The sequence below is a fragment of the Campylobacter concisus genome (assembly GCF_050447445.1).
Taxonomy (GTDB): domain Bacteria; phylum Campylobacterota; class Campylobacteria; order Campylobacterales; family Campylobacteraceae; genus Campylobacter_A; species Campylobacter_A concisus_BI.
In genome coordinates this window covers 428,983-450,167 of the sequence record NZ_JALMFW010000001.1, presented here as the reverse complement: position 1 = coordinate 450,167, position 21,185 = coordinate 428,983, and the positions used below count along the sequence as shown (strand labels likewise).

General features: G+C 34.6%; 24 protein-coding genes. 4 read left to right on the top strand and 20 right to left on the bottom strand.

The window, feature by feature from the left end; all coding sequences use genetic code 11:
• Nucleotides 1-8: 8 nt before the first annotated feature.
• From mnmE to rpmH, 6 genes are read right to left on the bottom strand one after another with little or no spacing between them, the layout of a single operon-like run.
• Nucleotides 9-1,334: a tRNA uridine-5-carboxymethylaminomethyl(34) synthesis GTPase MnmE gene (gene mnmE, locus MTT30_RS02330; protein ID WP_429800847.1), complete on the bottom strand. Its 1,326-nt coding sequence runs from the start codon at nt 1,332-1,334 to the stop codon at nt 9-11.
• Nucleotides 1,331-2,392: a Jag N-terminal domain-containing protein gene (locus MTT30_RS02325; protein ID WP_429800846.1), complete on the bottom strand. Its 1,062-nt coding sequence runs from the start codon at nt 2,390-2,392 to the stop codon at nt 1,331-1,333. The genes mnmE and MTT30_RS02325 overlap by 4 nt, the downstream gene beginning before the upstream one ends.
• A complete protein-coding gene (yidC, locus tag MTT30_RS02320; protein WP_429800845.1) occupies nt 2,392-3,951 on the bottom strand; it encodes a membrane protein insertase YidC in 1,560 nt (519 codons plus the stop codon). The genes MTT30_RS02325 and yidC overlap by 1 nt, the downstream gene beginning before the upstream one ends.
• A gap of 1 nt (nt 3,952) precedes the next feature.
• Nucleotides 3,953-4,294, bottom strand: a complete 342-nt coding sequence (gene yidD / locus MTT30_RS02315; RefSeq protein WP_103604416.1) for a membrane protein insertion efficiency factor YidD — start codon at nt 4,292-4,294, stop codon at nt 3,953-3,955.
• On the bottom strand, nt 4,291-4,626 hold the full coding sequence (gene rnpA / locus MTT30_RS02310; RefSeq protein WP_072594909.1) for a ribonuclease P protein component: 336 nt from the start codon (nt 4,624-4,626) through the stop codon (nt 4,291-4,293). Before rnpA ends, yidD begins: the two co-directional genes overlap by 4 nt.
• Nucleotides 4,614-4,748, bottom strand: a complete 135-nt coding sequence (gene rpmH / locus MTT30_RS02305) for a 50S ribosomal protein L34 (protein ID WP_002940373.1) — start codon at nt 4,746-4,748, stop codon at nt 4,614-4,616. Before rpmH ends, rnpA begins: the two co-directional genes overlap by 13 nt.
• Before the next feature lie 123 nt (nt 4,749-4,871).
• On the opposite strand from rpmH, the gene MTT30_RS02300 reads away from it, so the two are divergent.
• Entirely contained in the window at nt 4,872-5,525 is a 654-nt protein-coding gene (locus tag MTT30_RS02300; RefSeq protein WP_429800844.1) for a uracil-DNA glycosylase family protein, read from the top strand.
• Nucleotides 5,522-6,772, top strand: a complete 1,251-nt coding sequence (locus tag MTT30_RS02295) for a hypothetical protein (protein ID WP_429800843.1) — start codon at nt 5,522-5,524, stop codon at nt 6,770-6,772. The genes MTT30_RS02300 and MTT30_RS02295 overlap by 4 nt, the downstream gene beginning before the upstream one ends.
• A gap of 43 nt (nt 6,773-6,815) precedes the next feature.
• On the opposite strand, the gene MTT30_RS02290 is transcribed toward MTT30_RS02295, so the two are convergent.
• The 14 genes from MTT30_RS02290 to MTT30_RS02225 all read right to left on the bottom strand — a co-directional run bounded on the left by MTT30_RS02290 (nt 6,816) and on the right by MTT30_RS02225 (nt 19,627).
• Nucleotides 6,816-7,205, bottom strand: coding sequence for a YbgC/FadM family acyl-CoA thioesterase (locus MTT30_RS02290; RefSeq protein ID WP_021090498.1), 390 nt, complete (start codon nt 7,203-7,205; stop codon nt 6,816-6,818).
• 190 nt (nt 7,206-7,395) lie between these two features.
• Nucleotides 7,396-8,367 carry a DUF4435 domain-containing protein gene (locus MTT30_RS02285; protein ID WP_429800842.1) on the bottom strand — a complete coding sequence of 324 codons (972 nt, stop codon included), beginning with the start codon at nt 8,365-8,367 and terminating at the stop codon, nt 7,396-7,398.
• Nucleotides 8,360-9,733, bottom strand: a complete 1,374-nt coding sequence (locus MTT30_RS02280; RefSeq protein WP_429800841.1) for an AAA family ATPase — start codon at nt 9,731-9,733, stop codon at nt 8,360-8,362. The genes MTT30_RS02285 and MTT30_RS02280 overlap by 8 nt, the downstream gene beginning before the upstream one ends.
• A 429-nt stretch (nt 9,734-10,162) precedes the next feature.
• Nucleotides 10,163-10,690, bottom strand: a complete 528-nt coding sequence (locus MTT30_RS02275; RefSeq protein WP_429800840.1) for a threonine/serine exporter family protein — start codon at nt 10,688-10,690, stop codon at nt 10,163-10,165.
• Nucleotides 10,683-11,465: a threonine/serine ThrE exporter family protein gene (locus MTT30_RS02270; RefSeq protein ID WP_429800839.1), complete on the bottom strand. Its 783-nt coding sequence runs from the start codon at nt 11,463-11,465 to the stop codon at nt 10,683-10,685. The genes MTT30_RS02275 and MTT30_RS02270 overlap by 8 nt, the downstream gene beginning before the upstream one ends.
• Complete coding sequence (locus MTT30_RS02265) at nt 11,449-11,928, bottom strand: DUF4149 domain-containing protein (RefSeq protein ID WP_429800838.1); 480 nt, start codon at nt 11,926-11,928, stop codon at nt 11,449-11,451. Before MTT30_RS02265 ends, MTT30_RS02270 begins: the two co-directional genes overlap by 17 nt.
• A 10-nt stretch (nt 11,929-11,938) precedes the next feature.
• Nucleotides 11,939-12,751 (bottom strand): peptide chain release factor N(5)-glutamine methyltransferase, encoded by an 813-nt coding sequence (gene prmC / locus MTT30_RS02260; RefSeq protein WP_429800837.1) that lies wholly within the window; start codon nt 12,749-12,751, stop codon nt 11,939-11,941.
• Nucleotides 12,741-13,943, bottom strand: a complete 1,203-nt coding sequence (locus MTT30_RS02255) for a M48 family metallopeptidase (protein ID WP_429800836.1) — start codon at nt 13,941-13,943, stop codon at nt 12,741-12,743. The genes prmC and MTT30_RS02255 overlap by 11 nt, the downstream gene beginning before the upstream one ends.
• Before the next feature lie 11 nt (nt 13,944-13,954).
• On the bottom strand, nt 13,955-15,328 hold the full coding sequence (locus MTT30_RS02250; protein ID WP_429800835.1) for a sodium-dependent transporter: 1,374 nt from the start codon (nt 15,326-15,328) through the stop codon (nt 13,955-13,957).
• A 180-nt stretch (nt 15,329-15,508) separates the two neighbouring features.
• A complete protein-coding gene (locus MTT30_RS02245; protein ID WP_429800834.1) occupies nt 15,509-15,949 on the bottom strand; it encodes a hypothetical protein in 441 nt (146 codons plus the stop codon).
• A 107-nt stretch (nt 15,950-16,056) separates the two neighbouring features.
• On the bottom strand, nt 16,057-16,857 hold the full coding sequence (locus tag MTT30_RS02240) for a 3'-5' exonuclease (protein ID WP_429800833.1): 801 nt from the start codon (nt 16,855-16,857) through the stop codon (nt 16,057-16,059).
• Complete coding sequence (rpe, locus tag MTT30_RS02235) at nt 16,854-17,501, bottom strand: ribulose-phosphate 3-epimerase (protein WP_107953363.1); 648 nt, start codon at nt 17,499-17,501, stop codon at nt 16,854-16,856. Before rpe ends, MTT30_RS02240 begins: the two co-directional genes overlap by 4 nt.
• A 9-nt stretch (nt 17,502-17,510) precedes the next feature.
• Nucleotides 17,511-18,833, bottom strand: a complete 1,323-nt coding sequence (locus MTT30_RS02230) for a hypothetical protein (RefSeq protein ID WP_187424697.1) — start codon at nt 18,831-18,833, stop codon at nt 17,511-17,513.
• Nucleotides 18,834-18,880: 47 nt separating this feature from the next.
• On the bottom strand, nt 18,881-19,627 hold the full coding sequence (locus MTT30_RS02225; protein WP_429800832.1) for a hypothetical protein: 747 nt from the start codon (nt 19,625-19,627) through the stop codon (nt 18,881-18,883).
• Nucleotides 19,628-19,800: 173 nt separating this feature from the next.
• Here MTT30_RS02225 and rpmB point away from each other — a divergent pair, with 173 nt between their 5' ends.
• Together rpmB and MTT30_RS02215 are read left to right on the top strand one after the other, a co-directional pair.
• The gene (gene rpmB / locus MTT30_RS02220) at nt 19,801-19,992 is read left to right on the top strand and encodes a 50S ribosomal protein L28 (RefSeq protein WP_021090707.1); all 192 of its coding nucleotides are present in this window, start codon (nt 19,801-19,803) and stop codon (nt 19,990-19,992) included.
• Between the two features lie 23 nt (nt 19,993-20,015).
• Nucleotides 20,016-21,146 carry a potassium channel family protein gene (locus tag MTT30_RS02215; protein WP_021090478.1) on the top strand — a complete coding sequence of 377 codons (1,131 nt, stop codon included), beginning with the start codon at nt 20,016-20,018 and terminating at the stop codon, nt 21,144-21,146.
• The last annotated feature ends 39 nt before the right edge of the window (nt 21,147-21,185 follow it).

Here is a 21,185-nt window from a genome sequence, read left to right as displayed (position 1 = left end):
AAATTCGCTCACTTGCCCAGGCAAAAGCTGCTAAACATTTCGTCTAAAATTTCACTTCTCTCAAATGGTTTCGTAATACTTGCAAGTGCTTTTATCGCACTATTTAGCTCATAAGCAAAAATTTCTAGCTCCTCTTCGCTGAGTCTCAAAAAGGCTCTTTTTAAAGCCTCACTCGCCTCTTTACAGCTTAAAATTTGGCGGTTTGAGCTTAGCATGATCTCGTCGGTATCTTGTGTCTTGAGGTAGCCCTCAAGCTCTTTTAAAACTACGCTTGTATCGGTTTTTGCTGAAATTTTGATAGCGCCATCTAGCTTGGTGTCAAATTTAAAAGATAAATCACTTTTATTTAATATAAAAAAAGCCTTTTTATTTGAGTCTAAAACGAGTCTAATTATCTCTTTGTCTTGCTCATCACTTGGATTTGAGCCATCAAAGACAGCCAGGATGATGTCAGCTTCATTTATAGCTGAAATTGAGTAGTTTATGCCGATTTGCTCGATCCTTCCAGCATCTTTTCTGATGCCAGCGGTATCTATTATGCGAACTAGATGTGAGCCGATCTTGAAATTTTCTTCTATCCTATCTCTGGTCGTGCCCGCCTCGTCGCTAACGATCGCCCTCTCGTATGCCAAAAACGAGTTTAAAATGGAGCTTTTGCCAACATTTGGCTTACCAACGATAGCGATCTTAAAGCCATCAATCAGCCCTCTTCTTTGCTCGCTAAGAGTTGCTATGCGCTCTAGCTTCTCGCTATTTTTTAAAAGCATCTGCTTGGTCTGCTCTAGTAAATTTGCAGGCAAATCATCATCAGCATAATCAATCATCGTCTCAACAAAGGCAAGAGTTTTGACCACTTCGCCCCTGATCTCGCCTACAAATTTACTAAGATCGCCTTGCATCTGGCGGGTCAAAATTTTAGCAGCGATCTCGCTTTTTGAAGTGATGAGCCCTTGCATAGCCTCAGCCTTAGCTAGATCCATCTTGCCATTTAAAAATGCTCGCTTGCTAAACTCGCCTGGCATAGCAAGCCTAGCACCAGCCTTTATTAACTCGTTTAAAATTCTCTCGCTCACCATCACGCCACCATGAGTTTGAAATTCGACGATATCCTCGCCTGTAAAGCTTGCTGGGGCTTTAAAATATATAACGATGCCCTCGTCTAAAATTTCATCATCAAGGGAGTAGATTTTGGCTAGTTTTGCGTATCTTGGCTCTAAATTTGAAAGTTTAAGGAGTTTTAAAGAGATAGCTAGGGCGTCCTTGCCGCTAGACCTTACGATAGAAACTGAGCCAATGCCATAAGCTGTGGCAAGGGCTGCGATAGTTTCACTCATTTTTTGAAAAAGTCATTTACGACGACAAATTTGCCGTCATTGCCGCTTTTTATGCCGACATATTTATCTGGGAACTTCTCGCGAAGCTTCTCAAGCGCGATCTTGACCAAAACCCCATCAAGTGGCTTTGTTTGAGCTCTGCCACTATTTTGCACACGCTCAATCACGCCATTTAGATATTGATCCATCATCGCTTCTTGATTTTGCAAAAATTGCGCGATTTCAAGGCGGATAGCAAGGTTGTATTTTGAGTTTAGCCAGTTATAAAGCATGTAAGATATCGCTTTATATCTATAACCTTCTTTACCTATAAGTAGAGCCGCATCAGCTCCATCAAGCTCTATAAGCACCGTTTCATCGTCAAATTTGCTAACTTCAATTTTACTAATATCAAAACAACTTGCCTTAAAAAGACGGTTCATGCCCTCTTTGATCTCAGGTAAAATTTTATCAAAGTCGATTGTTGCTTTTTCTTTTTTATTATTTGGCAAAGCTTGAGTCGCGCTCTCTTCATCAGTTTGGTTAAAATTTTCAATAATAGAATTATCTAAAATATTTTTAGGAGCATTTTTGCTAGCTTGTGGCTCCTTTATTTCTTTTGGATCGTCAAGTCTCTTTATCACATATCCTGGTTCAGCTTCTTCTTCACTCTTTTGAGCAAACGCATCTTTAGCTAGAGCTTCATTTTTTTCACTTAAATTTGACTTTTCATTTTTATGTTCTTTTTGCTCAAATTTAGTTTCGCTTTTTTCATCTCTATGTTTTTTAGGGCCTCGCTTTTTATCACTATGATCGTGTTTTTTAGCTTGCTTTTTATCTTCTTTTATAGCCTCGTTCTCATCATTTTTTTTAACAAAATTTTTATCATTTTTTGGCTTGTGTTGTGGTTTTGGCTGATTTTCTAAATTTGCTTCAATGATCGCACTTCTTTTAAAAAATCCAAAAAAACCACTACTTGGATGCTGTAAAACTTTTATATCAAGCTGAGTTACTGAGCAGTTAAGCTGCTCAGCTGCCTTTTGAAATGCCTCTTGAAGGGTATTTGCTTCTATTTTCATTAAGCCTTTACCTCCGCAGCTTTTTTATGTTTTTCAAAAAGTTTATTTACAAACACTTGCTGAACAACTGAGCAAACGTTATTTACAAACCAGTAAAGTGTAAGACCTGCTGGGAATGTCACGAAGAAAAATGTAAATATAAGAGGTAAAAATTTCATCACCTTTTCTTGCATAGGATCAGTAAATGTCGTTGGTGTAAGCTTTTGCTGCAAAAACATCGTAAGACCCATCAAAATAGGCAATACAAAATATGGATCCATTACTGAAAGATCGTGTATCCAAAGTATCCAAGGAGCGCCTTTTAGCTCGATCGCATTTAGTAAGACGCGGTAGATCGCAAAAAATACTGGAATTTGAAGTAAGATCGGCAAGCATCCACCCATTGGATTTGCGCCATGCTTTTTATAAAGTTCCATCATATGAACTTGCATCTTTTGCTTATCATCTTTATATTTTGTCTGAAGCTCTTTTACCTTTGGAGCAAGCTCTTTAAGCTTGTTCATGGATAACATACCCTTATATGTAAGTGGGAATAAAACTATCCTTATAACAAGTGTTAGCACAACTATAGCCCAACCCCAGTTGCCAATGTAGTTATGCAAGAAATTTAAAAATGCAAACATCGGTTTTGCTATAAATGTAAACCAACCATACTCAATAACATCATTTAGTCTCTCGTCCATTGAGCTTAAAATTTTATGCTCTTTTGGTCCAATATATGCACCTAATTTTAAATTATCATTTGCCTTTACAAAAAGAATAGGATTGTTGTTAGAATCTTTGTCTACGGCTACTTCAAATGGCTTTTCAAATGAGTAAAATAGAGTTGTATAGTATCTATCAGAGGCGGCTGCTATTGTGGTATTTGCATAGTTTTTAACCTCTTTGGCGTCACCATCTTCTATAATATTTAGGCTATCATCTGCATTTCTAAGCATAACGCCATGAACTGTGTAGCTATCTACTGCGATGTTTGGCCTAAAGCCAGGAGTGATGAAATAATCAACATTTTTGCTTAAATTTACTTCAACTTCATATCTGCCATTTGGGTAAAATTTGATATTTTTTGTGACTGTAACTCCATCTAATTTTTGAGTAAGTTTTATGGTTTTAGGCTCGCTGCTAGCATCTATCTCGCTAGCGTCACTACTATATGCAACCTTAAAAGCATCGGCATTTAGCATACTATCGTTAAATCTAAGCTCAAGGGGCAATGGATTTTGCGAAACAAGCTCGATTTTGTTACCATCTTCAGTTTTGTATTTCTCTTCAGTTAAGTAGAATTTTGAAATTCTTCCTAGTTTATCTATCTTTGCTTCGTAGCTTTGACCTTTGATAGTAGCGATTATCTCATTTGAAGCCAAATTTTCATTTGATTTTGGTGTATTTTGATTTATATTTGGAGCTTTATTTTGATCTATAGATTGAGATTGAGACACTGTAGTTTGGTTTTGCTCAGGCATCACTCTTTTTGGCATAAAAAAATCATACACTATAAAAAAAACAATAGATAAAAGTGCTGCAAGAAGCAACCTTTTTTGCATAGACATCTGTTCCATTTTATTTTTTTTCCTTTAATTTATCTAATACTTTTACGACATAAAATTTACTATTCTGACAAGGGACAAACCAAAAATTTACATTTTTGGTATCACTTTTTTGAGATATAAAACATAAGTTAAATTTTTTGTAGATGATTGGGTAGTTGATACCGCCTTTAAAAAGCTGATTACATTTTAAAATTCGCATGAAGGTTGCAAAAAAAGCAGAAAAAAAACTATTTGTTTGAAATTCCCAAATCGCGTATTGTGAACAAGTCGGGTAATAGCGACAGCTTTTTGGTAGAAGTATGGAAATATATTTTTGATAAAAAGCGATAGCTTTAATCGCAATTTTTTTCATTTTAAACATCCCATTTTTTTTGTAGACCAACTTAAATTTTTACAAATTTTTTCAAATGAAATTTCTGTAATTCCATTTTTTGCGATCATAATATATGTGCCATCTTTTAATTCACTAGAAATATTAAAAAAAGCGGCTCTCAAAAGTCTTTTAGCTCTATTTCTAACTACCGCTTTTCCTACTTTTTTACTAGCAACTACTGCTATTTTTTTTTCATTTGTTGGTTTATAAAAAACAATGCAAGCATCACAATGCCACTTGCTAGCCTCTTTATAAACTTGAGAGAATTCTTTTGAGCCGCTTAACGACTCAAAACCAGCTAAGCAGCCAATCTTTTTCTACCTTTGGCACGTCTAGCGTTTATTACCTTTCGGCCATTTTTAGTTTTCATTCTTAAGCGAAAGCCGTGAGTGCGTTTTTTAGGGGTTTTATGAGGTTGATAAGTCCTTTTCATTTCTATCCTTAAAGTTAATATAAAAAGTGGGATTTTATCAAAGCAATACTTAAATTCCTTTGAATAACTTAGCTTAAAAAAGCCATAACTCAAACTTTAAGCAAATCAAGTTATAATCCAAAAATGAATTTTAATAAAGACAATAGGCTTTTAAAAAAATTATTTTTCTTAAAACTAATTGGTTATAAGTTTATTGATAAAAATTTTCTTAGTCTAAGCAATTATCATGATTACAACAATATTGATGAGCTAAACCGTGAGATAAAAAAATGTTCTCTTTGCTCTTTGCGAAATAGTTCAAAAGGCGTAACGGCTGGCATCGGCAATGAAAATAGCAAAATCATGTTTATATTATTTTATAAAAAAAATGATTCTTATGAAAATAACAGTAAAAATTTTTTAGAAAATGCCATAGAAAAAAGTTTAAATCTAGATATAAAAGAAATTTATATAAGTTCTCTACTTCGGTGTGAAATTTCACAAAATGATGATAAAAGTCCGATTTTAAGCCGTTCTATTGAGCTTTGTCGTCCTTATTTGTTTGAAGAGATTAGGCTGATAAAACCAAAGATAATCGTGACTTTAGGAGAGAAAGCCTTTATGCATTTATATCCAAATTTATTGCTAAAAGGCGGATTTGCAAGCATAAGAGGTAGTATTTTAAAAAATGAAAATAGCCTTATTTTACCAACGTTTTCGCCAGAGTGGATCAGCAAAAATCCTAGTTTTGAAAATATTTTTATAGATGATTTAAGAAAGATCAAAGGAGTGATATGAGAAAAATTTTACTTTTTTTAGCCATTTTTTCGACTATTTTTGCATCACAAGATGAGATAAATTTTGAGAGTAATATTACAAAAAACCAAAGTCTATCAAGTATACCTCCAGCAAAGATTACTTATATAAATTTAGAACCAGAATTTTGTGATAATGCCTGCTTAAATGAGCTTATTAAGTCTGATTTACTGGCTAGTTTTATGGCAAGATTTGAGCCAGCAAAAATAGACGATAACGCTCTTTTGGAGCTTTATATCTCTCTTGGTGGTGAAGCTATTTTAAAAGTTAATAAAAGCGGCAAAATCGCTGTAATCATCCCACAAAAGATTATAAAATCTTATGCAAATGTTGTATCAAATGCGGTCTTAAGCTATGTCTTAAAGCAAGACGCAGATATCGAGATCAAATTTATAAATAGCAACGATGAAAGCCCACAAAGTCTTACAAATGCTATGCAAACGGCTAGAGCCCAAGGCTTTAATTATTTTATCGCAGCCCTTACATCAAATGGCACGAACATTATAAATTCGCTAGTTCTATCAAATGAGCTTATCTACATTCCAAGCGTTCATAGCTCTTTTATCATAAATCCAAAACCAAATTTGATCTTTGGTGGCATTGATTATAAAGACCAAATTTCAGCTTTGCTAGCTTACTCGAACGAAAAAATAGTTGCATTTGATGATGGTAGTTCATTAGGGCAAAAGCTAAATGAATATGTCCGCATGCAAAGTAGCGATTATCATGAAGCCTCTATCGTAGGTAAAGATATAAATTTAAATGATACTTTAAGTAAAAAATCCAAATTTGATAATGCAAGTATGTTTTTAAACATCCCAATCGTCAAAGCTTCTCTTGTAGCAACGCAGATGAGAGGCTTTGAAATAAAGTCATACGCACTTTTAAGCACACAGATAAATTTTTTACCAAATATCTTTAATGCCATCGCGCAAAGAGATAGACAAAATCTTTTCATCGCAAACTCACTAAGTCCTGTTAACGACTTGTTTTTAGGACTTGGTGATCTTTTTGATGTAGATTTTAGATATTCACAAATCGGCTATTCAAGTGCTTTTGGCGCCGAGTATATATACACAAATTTTATAGATAAAAGCGCTGATAGAATTTTTACCGAAAGAGTTGAAAACTCTCAAGTCTTATATGGAGTTAAAATTTATAACGCAAAAGGCGACCACTTTGACGAAGCAAATCAAGAAATTTTGCTCGATCAAAATAGCTCAATGTAAAAGCACAAAGTGGCTAAAGTTAAATTTTTAATTTAGCCACGATCTAAAATTTAGAATTCTCCAAAAATTTCTTTATCTCGTCATTTATCTTAGCAAGCTTCTCTTCTTTCATAAAGGCTAACGTAATCGTCGCTCTAAAAAGTAGCTTTTCGGCATTTTTGTCATCAAATTTATAAATTTCTTGCTCCAAAACAAGACTAGCTTTTTTAAGCTCTAAAATTTTGGTTCTAACAAATACTTCATCGCCAAGCACAGCAGAAGCTATAAATTTAGCCTCCAGCGACGAAACTACAAAGTATCCGCCCTCTTTTGTGAAGTTTAATCCAGCCTGAAAAAATGCTTCACTTCTGGCTCGCTCACAAAATTTAATATAGTTTGTATGATAGACTATGCCACCAGCATCGGTATCTTCGTAGTAAATTCGTATTTTCATATTTTTCCTTTAAATTTAAAATGCAAAGCTCTCGTTTACTATAATTTTGGCTTACTTTAATCATAGCTTAGGTTACTAGAGTTTGCTTGCCAGGCAGATATTTAAGCCATGCAAATACTAATTGCTTTAGCCTTAGATTTTGTTTCTAGCAATCAAATATGCAGTTTTATTAATTTTTTTGTTATTTTATTTAAAAATTATCACCAAATGATGTAGTTGCTAGGTTGTTCTTCAAAAATGATTTTAAACAGCTAGGGGTAATGGCATAAGTAGTCAAAGTCAAAATTCCAGTATCAATTTCAAAAGATATCTTACATTTGTACCTATTAGTTAAAAGTTTTTGATTTCTAGCACCCACCTCTTCTTTCAGCTTTTTTAAAAAATCTATAAAGAACTTAAATTCAAATTTACCTCTAAAACTATGAGAGGGATTGGTCTGAAGTAATATAATTTTTTTTTCTTCTATATTCTCAATTGATATTTTAGTCGAATTTGGAAACAACTCTTTTTCTAAAATATCTATATTCTCTAAATCATCAAAAATATTAGCTTTTATTCTTAAGTCTTTATTAAACATACTATTAGTATTAAAATATTTTCTTAGGGCATCATTAATATTAAGTCTAGCGTCTATTTTTGTTTTCATCCTAATATCATGTTGACATGCCAGCCATGCATTTAAAAACAGTAGTTTATTATGAAAAGTTTTTAAGGCATCCTCATATAAGTTAATTACCTTTTCAACATCTTCATTATTGTTCATATTAAATTCATCCAGTAAAATTCTGGTTAGTGTTTCTTTGGAAGAATAAAAATTTTCTATTGAATAGAAAGGTGTTACATATAATGTATTATTGGTTTTATCATCAGAATAATCCTTATCTACAAAGAATAATACATTTGCCGCATTATACTCTGTTCTATTTTTTATTAACTCCCGAGCCTTAACAACCTTGTCTTTTCCACCACATGTAAAATATTTGCATTTTTTATAGTAAGCAAATTCAATTCTTGCGCCATAATATTTTTTATCCTCATCTCCTTCAAAAAAACAATAAACCGAATCTTGATTATTTTTTACATAGGCCATTACAAAATTAATGTACGCAGCATGCCCAGATTCAGTTGAATCCTTCATTATTTCAAGCAAAGAATTATTCATTGCACTCATTCATATACATATCAATACCAACAGCAAATTTTTCTAATTCATTGTCAAAAATAAAAGGTGAATGGGTTACTGCTAATAAAAATTTACATTTACCTGATTCAATAATATCAGGTAATAACCTTTTTTGCCAAGGTAAAGAAAGTGAAAGCTCTGGCTCATCAAATAATACGATTAAAATTTCATTTTTTTCTAAATAAATTTTTGAAAAAATTGAAACTATCTGTTTTTCTCCAGACGATAATTTATCTATTTCAACCTTTTCTTCCGTATTCTTTCTGCATATATATAAATCTACCAAACTTTCATCATATACAACCTCTTTATCAAATAAGTACTGATTACAAACATCTCTAAATTTTTTCATTTTATCATCAAGATGCTTATGAGCATTATATATATCAATGAGTTTAAAAATAAAAAAAACCAAATCACTTTTATTGCTTAATTCAGTTTTTTTATCTAATAAATTCAGTATTGACTCTTTGTCTTTTTTGGATATATTATCTCCTACTCTATGTAAAATAATCCTAATTGTATTCTTATCTAACGATTCAATTTTATTGAAGTCGTTGCTTGTTGTATGCAAAAAGTGAGATAACATCTGTCCAGTTAGCTTAGAAAAACCAGTAATTGTTGACCTTTCAATTTCCTGTTTTATACTTTTAATTTTTTGCTTGACATCATTCATTCCAAAATGTATCAATGTCTCCTCGTCATCCAATTCATCGGCTAATTCCACATTATATGATTCTGTATAATAACTACGGGTGTCACGACGGCGCATACCTCTTTCCTCGAATACTCCAAGATTTTTCAAATCCTCCTCAACTCTTCTATACGTTGGTAAATATAATATTGAAAATTTTAATTCTTGTCTAATATTATCCATTTTATCAAAAACCTCAAAATTCGGTCTTTCCGTAATAAAACGAAAAATTTCAATTGCCATGAATCTATCGGGAGCAAACTGTCTAATTTTATTGTCTTTAACGTAATTTAGTATTTTTTTTTCAGCATCTTTATTAAAATCATCAAATTCGGATAAATCTAACTTTTCTAACATGGGAACAATGCTACTTGGCAATCTTCTATTATCATTATCTAAGTAATTTATATAATCATCTAGATTAGACTTTGAAAATTGAATATGTCGTTTATTTGTAAAAAATAACTCTATTGACTCGAATTCTATTTTTGATAGCTTAATATACTTACCGTTTAATAAATAATATAACGAATTTAAAACTGTTGTTTTTCCAAAACCATTTTCACCGATCAATATTTTTATGTTATCTTCAAAATTAATCTCAACATTTCTAAAACCAAAAAGCCCATTTATTTTAAATTGTTTAATCATTTATTTCTCCATATTAATTCTAGTTATTGCAGGAATAAAATTTATTTATTCCTAAAACATAAACATAGCTTATGTATATAAGCAAAAGTTCCAAAATATCGTAAATTTATACTGTATTTTAACTTTATAGAATGAGTGCGCTTAATCAAACATAACTTCCAATTATTATATTTTAAATTAATTCTTGGTATATTATTTTAGATATTCAATTTTATCACAAAGCCTTTGAATATATCTTGAAATATATCTTATCTTATAAAAAATAAAAAATTATTAAAAATATACAATATAATATTTTTTGACTCAACGAAACTTAATACCAATATAAGGAGTATTAAATTAAAGAGAACTTTTATTTTTATAATGATTTTTAAAAATACTTCACTATGCTTTTTACTTTAATCATAATTGTTTTTAATAATTCTATTTTTAGCTTTTATTGTTATCTTGCATCGCTAGATCGCACTTGGCGCCTCTAGTTATCATCAGCGACTGATCGTAAAATAAAATAAGCACCACCGAAACGCCCACGCCAAGCGCTAGCGAGACCGTCGTAGTCGTGATCGCGTTATCGAAAAATATAATTAGGTATTCGTTTTTCTTAGCGATATCAGGCTCGTTTAGAAACGAAAATAGCGCCAAAATTCCCTTATACGCGTAGACTCCCGGCACCATCGGCAAAAGCGCGGGAAAAGCGATGATCTCGGCGGGCACTTTGAGCCGTTTGGCAAAGAGCATACCTAAAATTCCGCTTAAAAAAGAGACGATGAGGGTGGCGACGCTGATGTTAAAAAATCCCATCTGCATGATCCAAAAGCGGCTGGCGTGCGCAAATGCCGCAAGCAGCGCGCAAAATGCGAGAGTCCTTTTAGGCGGAGAGCTAGCATAGGCAAAGCCAAGCCCCGCCACCGCGGCAAAAGCGCCGTCTATGAGCGTCGCGGTCAAAAGATCAAACATGTAAAATCTCCGCGCTACTAAGCGAGAGCGTGATATAAACGCCCACTGCTATGCAAAGTATCAAGATACCCGTACTCACGGCTCTGCTGATGCCCACTAGCGTGTTGTCGTTTATGATATCAAAGACCGAGTTTATGAGAAAAACGCCCGGCATCAAAAAGAGTATCGACGAGCCGATCGCTACGTCGCTAGTGTGTGTAAAGCCATAAAATACGCCAAGATAGGCGATAAAAGAGACCACAAACGAGACTAGGACGTACTGGATTTTTAAATTTACGCTCATTTTAGCAAGCGCAAATCTAAGGCTATAACCCACGAGCGTCGCGAAAAATACGCAAGCTACCGAGCCAGCATCGCCGCCAAAAAGCTTGCAAAACGCCGCATTTGCAAGGCTTATTAAAATAAGCGAGCTTGTAAATTTATGCGCACCGATGCGTATGACGCCCTCAAACTGCTCTTTGGCCTCGTCTAAACTCAAATTTTCATCCAAAATCCGCCAGCTAAGCGACGAAAGCTCGGAAATGCGGTTAAAGCTCACATGACCAAACGGGATCTTTTTTACGTAGGTTCGGCGCAGGGAGTTGTCGGCCGAATCCATGACGCTAATGGTAAAATACTTCACGAAAATCGTCACGCTAATGTCGTAGCCGTAGTGTTTAGCTATGCGGTCTACGCACTTTTCTACACGCGCTGTGTAGGTGCCAGCACTCACCATCGCACTCGTGTATTCGGCTAGAAAATTTGTTAAGACTTGAATATCAGGCTTTGCGTTCATTTTGGCTAATCTTAAATTTCACAAAAAATAAAATAATTTGTAAAACAAGCATGATTTTCATCACATATTCACTCGCACTATGCATTTTGGCAAATTCAGCCGTCTGTGTCGCATCAACACCCAAATTTTGAGCGTAAACTATAAAAGGCGTAAAGAAAAATACAAAGCTTAAAGCTAAGGCTAAATTTAAAAAAGCAAGCATTAACATGCTAAATTTTAGTGAAAAAATAAGCTTTTTTCTAAGATCAAATAGCTCGCTAATTATTACAACTATGCTTATAAAAAGCAAAATATAATTAAATTTCAAAAATATCTTTGTCATCATTTGACCGCTCATAAAATGCGTAAGTACGCCATCTCCTATGATGCTTTGTGGGAAAAATATGACTGGCGCCACCAAAATACCAAGCGTTAGCTCAGCTCCTATAAGTACTGCCAAAAGCAAAAAATAAACTCCTCTCAAATTCTCTCCTTTATATTTTTAACTTCGCGCAAAAGCCTCTATCAAAGCCAGCCAAATCTTTGTAAAAACTATATTCAAAACCATTAGCCTCTAAGAATTTTTGCATACTTACTTTTTGATCGTACCCCATCTCACAAGCAATGTTTTTGATATTACGATCTTTGGCTATGAGAATAATATCTTTTAAGATTTCATCTCCTACTTCGCCTCCAAAGAGTGCACTTTCTGGCTCATTTAGTACAAATTTACTAAGTTTATAGCCTCTTGCAATATATGGCGGATTTGAAACCAAAATATCAATATCTTCTAAAATTTCATCCACATAAGAGCAGTTTAAAAATTTGATCCTCCCACCTACATCAAATTTATCTGCATTTTTTCTAGCAAGCATCAAAGCTTTTTCATTGATGTCTGTTGCTACGATATTTGCCTTTGTTTTTAGAGCTAGCATGATACTAATAATGCCGCTTCCTGTGCCTATTTCTGCGATCTTTGGTTCATTATATTCATGTGAAATTTCTATTACTTTATCCACTAAAATTTCTGTTTCAGGTCTTGGGATCAGCACTCCGCTTTCCACGTAAAAATCAAGCCCATAAAAGCTAGCTTTACCAGTTATATATTCAAGAGGCTCGTAGTTTTCATACCTTTTAACTTGAGCGAAATAGCCGCTCTCATCAAATTCATTTTTTTGATTTAAAAATATCCATTCAATGCTTACATCAAGATAATTCATAAGCAAAATTTTAGCCACTCTGCTTGGATTTTGGCAAAGTGAGCTTAGCCTTAAACTAGCCTCTTTAAGAGCCTCTTCAATTTTCATTTTCCAGCTCGTTTATACGCTCAAAAAGGCTTGGGTGCGAATGATAGACGAACGCATAGATCGGATGAGCCTTCGGGAAGGCCTTGTTTTCGGAGCCTAGTTTTTTTAGCGCGCTTATCATGTCGGTTTTGTTTGAGACGTCGCCCGCAAATTTATCGGCGCCAAATTCGTTTGCGCGGCTAAAATACGAGCTCACCGGCGAAAATAAAAATCCGAAAATCGGTGAGAAAAGCAGCAAAAACACGATCATTCCGCCACCTCCGCTATGAAGTCCAAGTGCTTGATACGCCGCGTCTGAGATATTGCCGAACATCAAAAACATCGCAAAAAACATAACCGCGCTTAGAGCAATCATTTTTAGGATATCTTTGTGCTTAAAGTGTCCAAGCTCATGCCCCAAAACGGCGATTATCTCCTCTAGGCTTAGTTTTTTAACGAGCGTGTCGAAAAGCACCACGCGTTTAGTCGCGCCAAGACCGCCGAAATACGCGTTTAGGCGGTTATCGCGCTTGCCGGTGTCTATCGTATAAACGCCGCTACTTTTAAACCCGCACTGCACTAAAAGCCCTTCTATACGGCTTTTTAGCTCGCCCTCTTCTAGCGGCTGCATTTTGTTAAAGATAGGCGCGATGAGCGTCGGGTAAATTAAATTTATCACGAGCGCGACGGCAAAGCTAAGCAAAAACGCCCAAAACCACCAAAAATCGCCCAAAAATCTAATGCAAAGCAGCACCAGCCACACAAACAGCGTGCCGAAAACCAGCGTTAGCGCGAGCGTTTTAAGTAGATCGAGCGCGAAAATTTTGGGCGTTACGTTTGAAAAGCCGAGCCTTTTATCTTTGACGAAGGTTTCGTAGATATTTAGCGGTAGTTCTAGCAGCGACGAAACGAGCAAAAATACCATAACCATAAAGACGTTATCGCCTATATCTCCCGTTTTATAGGCATGCCCCGATATCGCGCCAAGCCCCCAGCACGCCCACATCATAAATATCGTTGCGTGATAAAACAAGCTCGCTATCTCAAATTTTTGATTCGTTATCGCGGCTGCGGCGGCTGATTCGTACTCGCCCTGCTCTAGCACGACGGCGGGCCTTTTCGCCTCCGAGCGGATAAAGTTTATCTGCAAAATCGCCAAAATCGCCTTTGCGGCAACGTAAAAAAAGTAAATACCGAGTAAAAAATAAAACATATTTTTACGCCCTATTTCAAAAAATTATCGTAAAACGAGCTGATAAAAAGCACCAAAATGATAAACGGCACGACAAATTTTATATACCAAAACCAGACATTTATTAATTTTGCATGTTTTTCACTACCTTGCAAAATTTCTTTTTTTGCATCATCTTTTAGCACCCAACCTACGAATATTGCACACCCAAATGAAGTAAATACAAAAAATATCGTTGCGCTTATTGCATCATATGCATCAAAAATATTCTTACCAAAAATGCTTACGTGACTTAGTATGTTTGTAGCCATCAGCGAAGGTAAATTTCCTAAAATAAATATGCCTCCAAGAACTAAAAATATTGCCTTTTTGCGTTTTATCTTAAATTTTTCTTGAAGTGTCGTGATTATTACTTCATATATTGGTAGCGATGTCGTAAGCGCAGCGATCATTAATAGTGCAAAAAACGCCACCGCAAAAAATCCGCCAAAAGGCATATGCGAAAAAACGATTGGTAGCGATTTAAACACCAAACTTGGGCCACTATCTGGCGATACGCCGTAGCTAAAAAGAGAAGGAAAAATCATAAATCCTGCAAGCACGGCAATTACTGTATTTAAAATGCCTGTAATGATAGAAATTTTAACCAAACCCTCATCCTTTTTCACAAAGCTAGAAAGCGTGATCATCACACCAAAACCAAGCGAGAGCGCAAAAAATACCTGCCCCAAAACATCAACGAAAAGCTTTAAGTTTATCTTTGAGAAATTAGGCGTTAAGTAAAATTTTACGCCCTCTATTGCACCATCTAGCGTGATATTTTTAGCGATCATAATAAGCATTAAAATAAAAAGTAGTGGCATTAAAAATTTCGCTGATCGCTCGATACCGCCGACCGCACCCTGCACCAAAATAGCGTAATTAACCAGCACAAAAACAAGCGTCGCAAAGCTTATGGCAAGTGGATTGCTTACGATATTTTGCTCATAAAATGTACTTGTCTCCTCAAAACTAACCACATGCGAGAGATCAAGTAAACCAAATGAAATTTGGGCGATGTAGTTTAGCACCCAGCCACCAATAACCATGTAGTAAGCCATGATACCAAATGCGCCAACAAGCCCCATCCAGCCAACGATCTGCCACTTTTTGCTGATCTTTTTGCCATTTATCGATCCACCAAAAGCATCCACGGCGTTGCATTTTAGGCGTCTGCCGATCGCGTTTTCGGCTAAAATCATCGGTATGCCGATCACGATCATAGCGATGCAAAACACGAGTACATAGGCACCGCCGCCGTTTTGCCCGACTAAATACGGAAAACGCCACGTCGCACCAAAGCCAACCGTAGCTCCTGCAACAGCTAAAATGTATGTGAGCCTTGAACTCCAAGATTTTCTATCCATCTTTTTGCCTTTGTGAAAAATAGGAATTATATAAAAAAATTGATTAAATTTTGCTAGCAACAAGCTGTGTTAGGATGCAAGCTCAGTTTTTTTGTTAATTTTAAGAATTTTTACGAATAATTTTTCTTTCACGTTTTGTTTTTATGGACAATTTTAGACAACTGCTTAAAAATAAATTTATTAGTGCAAAACACCAAATTCCACATATCCCTCTGTTGCAATGAATAATATCCAGCCCTCCTTGGGACTACAAAAATAGTGATGTTCTGGGATATTTTCAACTATAAATTTTAAAAAATCATAAAAATACTCGGGTGCAAATTTAACCTCTATATTTGTTAAGTTGTCGCCGATGTAGCTTATCTCGCCACTTAAAATTTTACTTTTGATGCTTGGATTTGAGCTGAGGAATTTTTTAATGTCTGCAAAATTTTTATATTCAGCCGTTTTGTAATCTTCTAAATTTTGCAAAACTGGCTTTGAGCCAATGAAGGTAAAATTTTGCTCTATAAATTTCGCCCCATCGTTACTCACGCACCACTTATTGCTAAAATTTGATAAAAAAGCGAGCATCTCATCGTCAGCTGAGATAAAATTTGAAATAGGATTTTTCTGGCTCATTTGCCTCCTTTTTTGTAAAATTTAGCAAACTGCCCACAATCCTTTAAAAATAGAGATTGCATAAAAAATTAATGATTAAATTTGAGATTGTGGATATTTTTTTATCGCTAATTCGCACACAAAACTGGTTCAGGTTTTAGCTTCACACTTGGAGCTGTTTTGCTAAAGTTTATGAGATCCTCTGTCGTTTGGATACTAAAAGGTAAGCGTGTAAGGCAGACTTTAAAAATTTCAGCTGCTGCTATCGCGTCATTTAGAGCTCTGTGATGGGTATTGTTTATGCCAAGAAGCTCTTTTAGCGAGCCAAGACCGTATTTTTGCGAAGCGATAGTGCGACGACTAAGATCGATGGTACAAAGCTTCCTATTTAGCAATATGCCAAGACCGATCTCATTTAGGCTATGAGAGATAAATCCGTAGTCAAAATTTACGTTGTGCGCGATAAAGACGCTAGTTCCAAGAAAAATTTTAAACCGCTCAAGTACATTTAGCAAATTTGGCGCACCGACTAAATCGCTAGCCTTTATGCCAGTTAGCTCGGTGATATTTTCAGGCACCATAGGAGCTGCTATAAAGCTTTCAAAACGCCCCATCTCAACGCCATTTTTCATTTTTATTGCGCCTATTTCGATGATCTGTCCACTCGTCGTACCGCCAGTCGTTTCGATATCAACCACGCAAAATTCCTGCTCGCTAATGTCTCGAAATCTCGTGCCAAGCTCGATCTCATTCTCTTCATTTCTAGTGATGTCAAGCCCAAGAGTTCGCCACATATCAAGGTCGCGCACGTCAATAATAGATGAAATTTCCTCGATATCGCCAAATCTTAAAATAAACTCATGATAGCTTAAATTTTGCCTAGCTAAAATTTCTATGCTATTTTCTAAACGCTGTTTTTTTGGTTTCAAAACTCAAGCTTTATGGCACGGATGGCTTGTTCGTAGGAATTTGATGAGAAGATGTAGTTACCAGCCACCAAGATATCAGCTCCGGCCTCCTCAAGATCAGGCGCATTTAGTCCGTTTACGCCGCCATCTACTTCGATCAGACACTTAGCGTTTTTTCGTTCTATCAGCTCTCGTAGCGCCCTTGTTTTTTTAAGCACGACTGGCATAAATTTCTGACCGCCAAAGCCAGGATTTACGCTCATCAAAAGCACCATATCGACTTCATCAATAATATGCTCGATCACACTAACTGGCGTATGCGGATTTAACACGATGCCAGGGCCAACGCCGTTTTTCCTGATGTGATCAATGAGCCTCATTGGGTGCTTCTCTTCTTCAATGTGAAAGGTTAGAAATTTTGGCTTTAGTGGCAAGAAAAGGTCGGCAAAAAACGAGTTATTTTCAACCATTAAATGTATATCAAGCGGCTTTGTGGCTGCTTTTGCAACAGCATTTACCACAACTGGTCCGATGGTTAAATTTGGCACAAAATGCCCATCCATAACATCAACATGCACCAGATCGCACCCAGCCTCGCAAATGGCTCTTATCTCAGCTGCCAAATTTCCAAAATCAGCCGATAAAATACTAGGCGCAACGTACATTTTTTCTCCTTATTTAGTTACAAATATAAAGCCAATTTCGTCATCTTTTGCATCTAGCCTATTCATGATGCCTACACTATTGTGATCGAAAAAAACATCATCGGATAAAATTTTAGGCAAGCTAACTTTTACTTTTATGCCTTTTTGCCAAAGATGAGTCAAAAATTTATCCGTAATGATACTAAAAATTTGAGAATATCCACTTAAATAATCATTTGAATCATTGCCTTCAGGCATAAAAATAGAGCAAATTTTGTCTAATTTATCTTTTTTTACTCCAAATAGCACTCTTGCGTAAATATCACCATAATACTGAACACAAATACGCAAGTAATCGCACTCATCCTCTATGTCAAGCGCACTAACTTTGGTATCAACACACAAAATTTCTTCTTCTGCTAATTGTGAGATAATTTTGCTCACAATTTGTGTCACATAAGATGAAATTTGAGCAACGCTCTTGTTGATATCTACTGGCTCTGCATCAAAGTCTCTTTTTTTAAGATAAAAAATAGTGTCGTCTTTGTAAAAGTCATTTAAATTTTTATAGATAAATATATTTGCATCTTTAAGGTATGTTACTAATTCGATAGATAAATTTGATTCGTTTATGCCACAAAGCGAAATAAATGCACCTGATCTTTTGCTAATGCTAGCAAGTTTGATTAGAAATTTTGCACCCCTTATATTTAAAGCGCCAGAAATATTTACCCATAAAATAAAAAATTTATATCCGATTTTTAGCATAATGTCATGAGCTGACATATCAAAATCTTCAATAAAATCTGAGTCCATAAAACTTTTTATGGCATAAACAACGACACCATCTTTTATAAAAGTATCTATCTGATTTTGTCTTAATCTCACATGATTTAGCTGCGACACTGCATAACTATATAAATTCTTTTTTTTATTAAACTCGGTTGCATCTCTAGCCTCAACCACATCAAATGAGCGATTTTTGAGATAATTGGCCAAATAGTGCTTATACTGCTCAGTTGAGTTATAAATGAAAACTTTGTCATTTGCGTTGTTTAGAAATTTATTTAAAAACAAGCTTGCGATATTTTCACTTTCAAACATCGAAATATTTAAAATATTTTTAACTGTTTTCATCATCAATTCATAAAAAATTTCATTGTAATCACAAATCGCAAATACTACGCCAAGCTTTTGCGCTTCTTCGCTTAAATTTTCAATTATTCTACCAAGCCAAATAGGACTAAAAAATGTAACATTTTTTAGTGAGAGCAGTATAGCGCTGATATCACGCGATGAAATTTGGTTTATATATTTTTCACTTAATTTTAATGGAACATTCTCTGCTTCCAAAAAACCAAAAGGCCTTATAATAGCCATAGAACCATTAAAAGTTAATTTCATTTTTGTAGAGCTTTTTTAATAAATATAATGGTTTGCATCTCTAGATAAATATTGATATCTAAAATTTTATCAACTCCAAAATCATAAAATTCAGGCCTGCTGGACTCATAAGAGAGCAAAATTTCAAAAAAGTAAAGCATCTCTTTATCAATCTTGCTTAATGATTGTTTATTCATATTCATTGCTTTTAAAAAAATATCCCAAAGATTAAAGCCATATTTTTTTTGCAAAATTTTATTATAGCTTACATCAGAATACGAAATAACATCTGACATATAAGATGGAAATTTCGAAAATAAATTCTCACACACTATAATACAGGCCATAGAATACGGAGCAAGCGATAAATAGTTATAGTGTTTTTCTTTAAAAGAATTTAATACCTTTAGCCAATCTGATAAAATTTTAGCATTAAGCTCGATCAAATCAATGATTTTAAAATTAAATACCTTATAAATTTTTGGGGATTTTAAAAATATAAAATAAGAAAGCACTATCGCTCTAAAAGTATCAATGCCAAGCATATTTGCTATTACTACCAAATCGTTGCCATCATAAGGAATATCAAATTTTACACGTTTAAAAATGGAGCTAAAATAAGTTTTAAAAGATGCTATATTTTGCAAAGTAGCAACTGCCTCAGTCACATTACCAGCTAATAAAAAGTGCTCGATCTTTTCAAAAAGAGTTGGCATCTGTAAAACAAAATCAACATTTTTTTCGATCAACTCTTTACTAAGCATTTTGTATCACTCAAGATTTCTAAATATTTTTGCTATTTATAATTATAGGCAAAAGTGTTATTTTATCTAGATTATTAATAAAAATCAATTCTTTTAAAAAAGAATCTATTTAAGCATTACTTTTGTTTGTTTTAGATAAAATCAGCAGAAATTTTTGTTTATAAGGAAAAAAAATGTCAAAAAGATGTGCGATAACAGGCAAAGGACCGATGATAGGCAACAATGTGAGCCACGCTAACAATAAAACTAAAAGAAGATTCTTGCCAAATCTTAGAACGATTCGCGTTACGCTAGAAGATGGTACTACAAGAAAGATAAAAGTTGCTGCTTCTACTCTAAGAACGATGAAGAAACAATCAAACTAAGAATATAAAATGAAGAGGAATTTATGTCTTTTCTCTCAAGACTTTTAAAATTCCTCAACTGGTCAAACTCTACAAAACCAGAAATAAGCCTAGATACTGAGCTTTATGAACAATTAAAACCTTTTAGATTTCCACTAATTTCAGTCGTATTACTGTTACTTTTTGGAACATTAGGTTATGTCTTAATAGATAATTTCTCGCTAATAGATGCCTTTTACCAAGCTGGCATGACTTTTACAACAGTTGGTTTTACCGAAGTTGCTCCAATAACTCCAAAGGGCAGAATTTTTACTATCACGTTTATACTTATTGGTTTTATTATATTTACGCTATCGATCGGTATTGTGGTTGAGGTTTTAAAAAGAGGTACATTAATTAGCATTTTAAAGGAACGACGCATGCTTTATAGGATCGCAAGACTAAAAAATCACTTCGTTATTTGTTATCACAATCTATACACAATCGAACTTAGTGCTCAATTTCGTGAAAATCATATACCTTTTGTAGTGGTCGATGATAGAGAAGATATCGCAGAGCTAGCTCAAATTTATAAATATCCATATTTCATAAAAGCTCAGCCACACACACAAATTGCCTTTTTAAAAACACATCTATCAAGTGCAAAAGGACTTATAACTCTTAGCTCAAATATTGCTGATAACATCGCCCTTATAGCATCTGTAAGACTTTATGAAAAAGAGATAGGTCGCAGAAAGCCTTATCATATCATCACAAATGCCGAGACAGAAGACGATACACAAAGATTAAAAAAATTAGGCGCTGACAATGTGGTAAGTCCATCTCGCTTAGTCGCGCAGCGGTTAAGTGCCATGAGCGTAAGGCCGGACATGGAAAATTTATTAGAGCAGTTTTTGTATACAAAAAATTCACCTATCGATATAGAAGAAATTCTTGTGCCTGATTACTCTTGGATAAGATTTAAAAGATTAAAAGAGACTCATTTGCGAAATATTACAAATGCAGACATAGTAGGCATTAGAGATATAAATAATAATTTTGTGCCAATGCCAAATGGCGATACATTAGTAGGAACAGGATCAAAGCTTTTAGTCATCGGTACCGTTGATGGAATACGTCTAACCAAGCGTGTTGTAAAAAGCAAACACAAACCTGAAGAATTCAAATACGTATAAAATAAATTTTTCTACTCGCTCTTTTTAAAAATTTAAGCA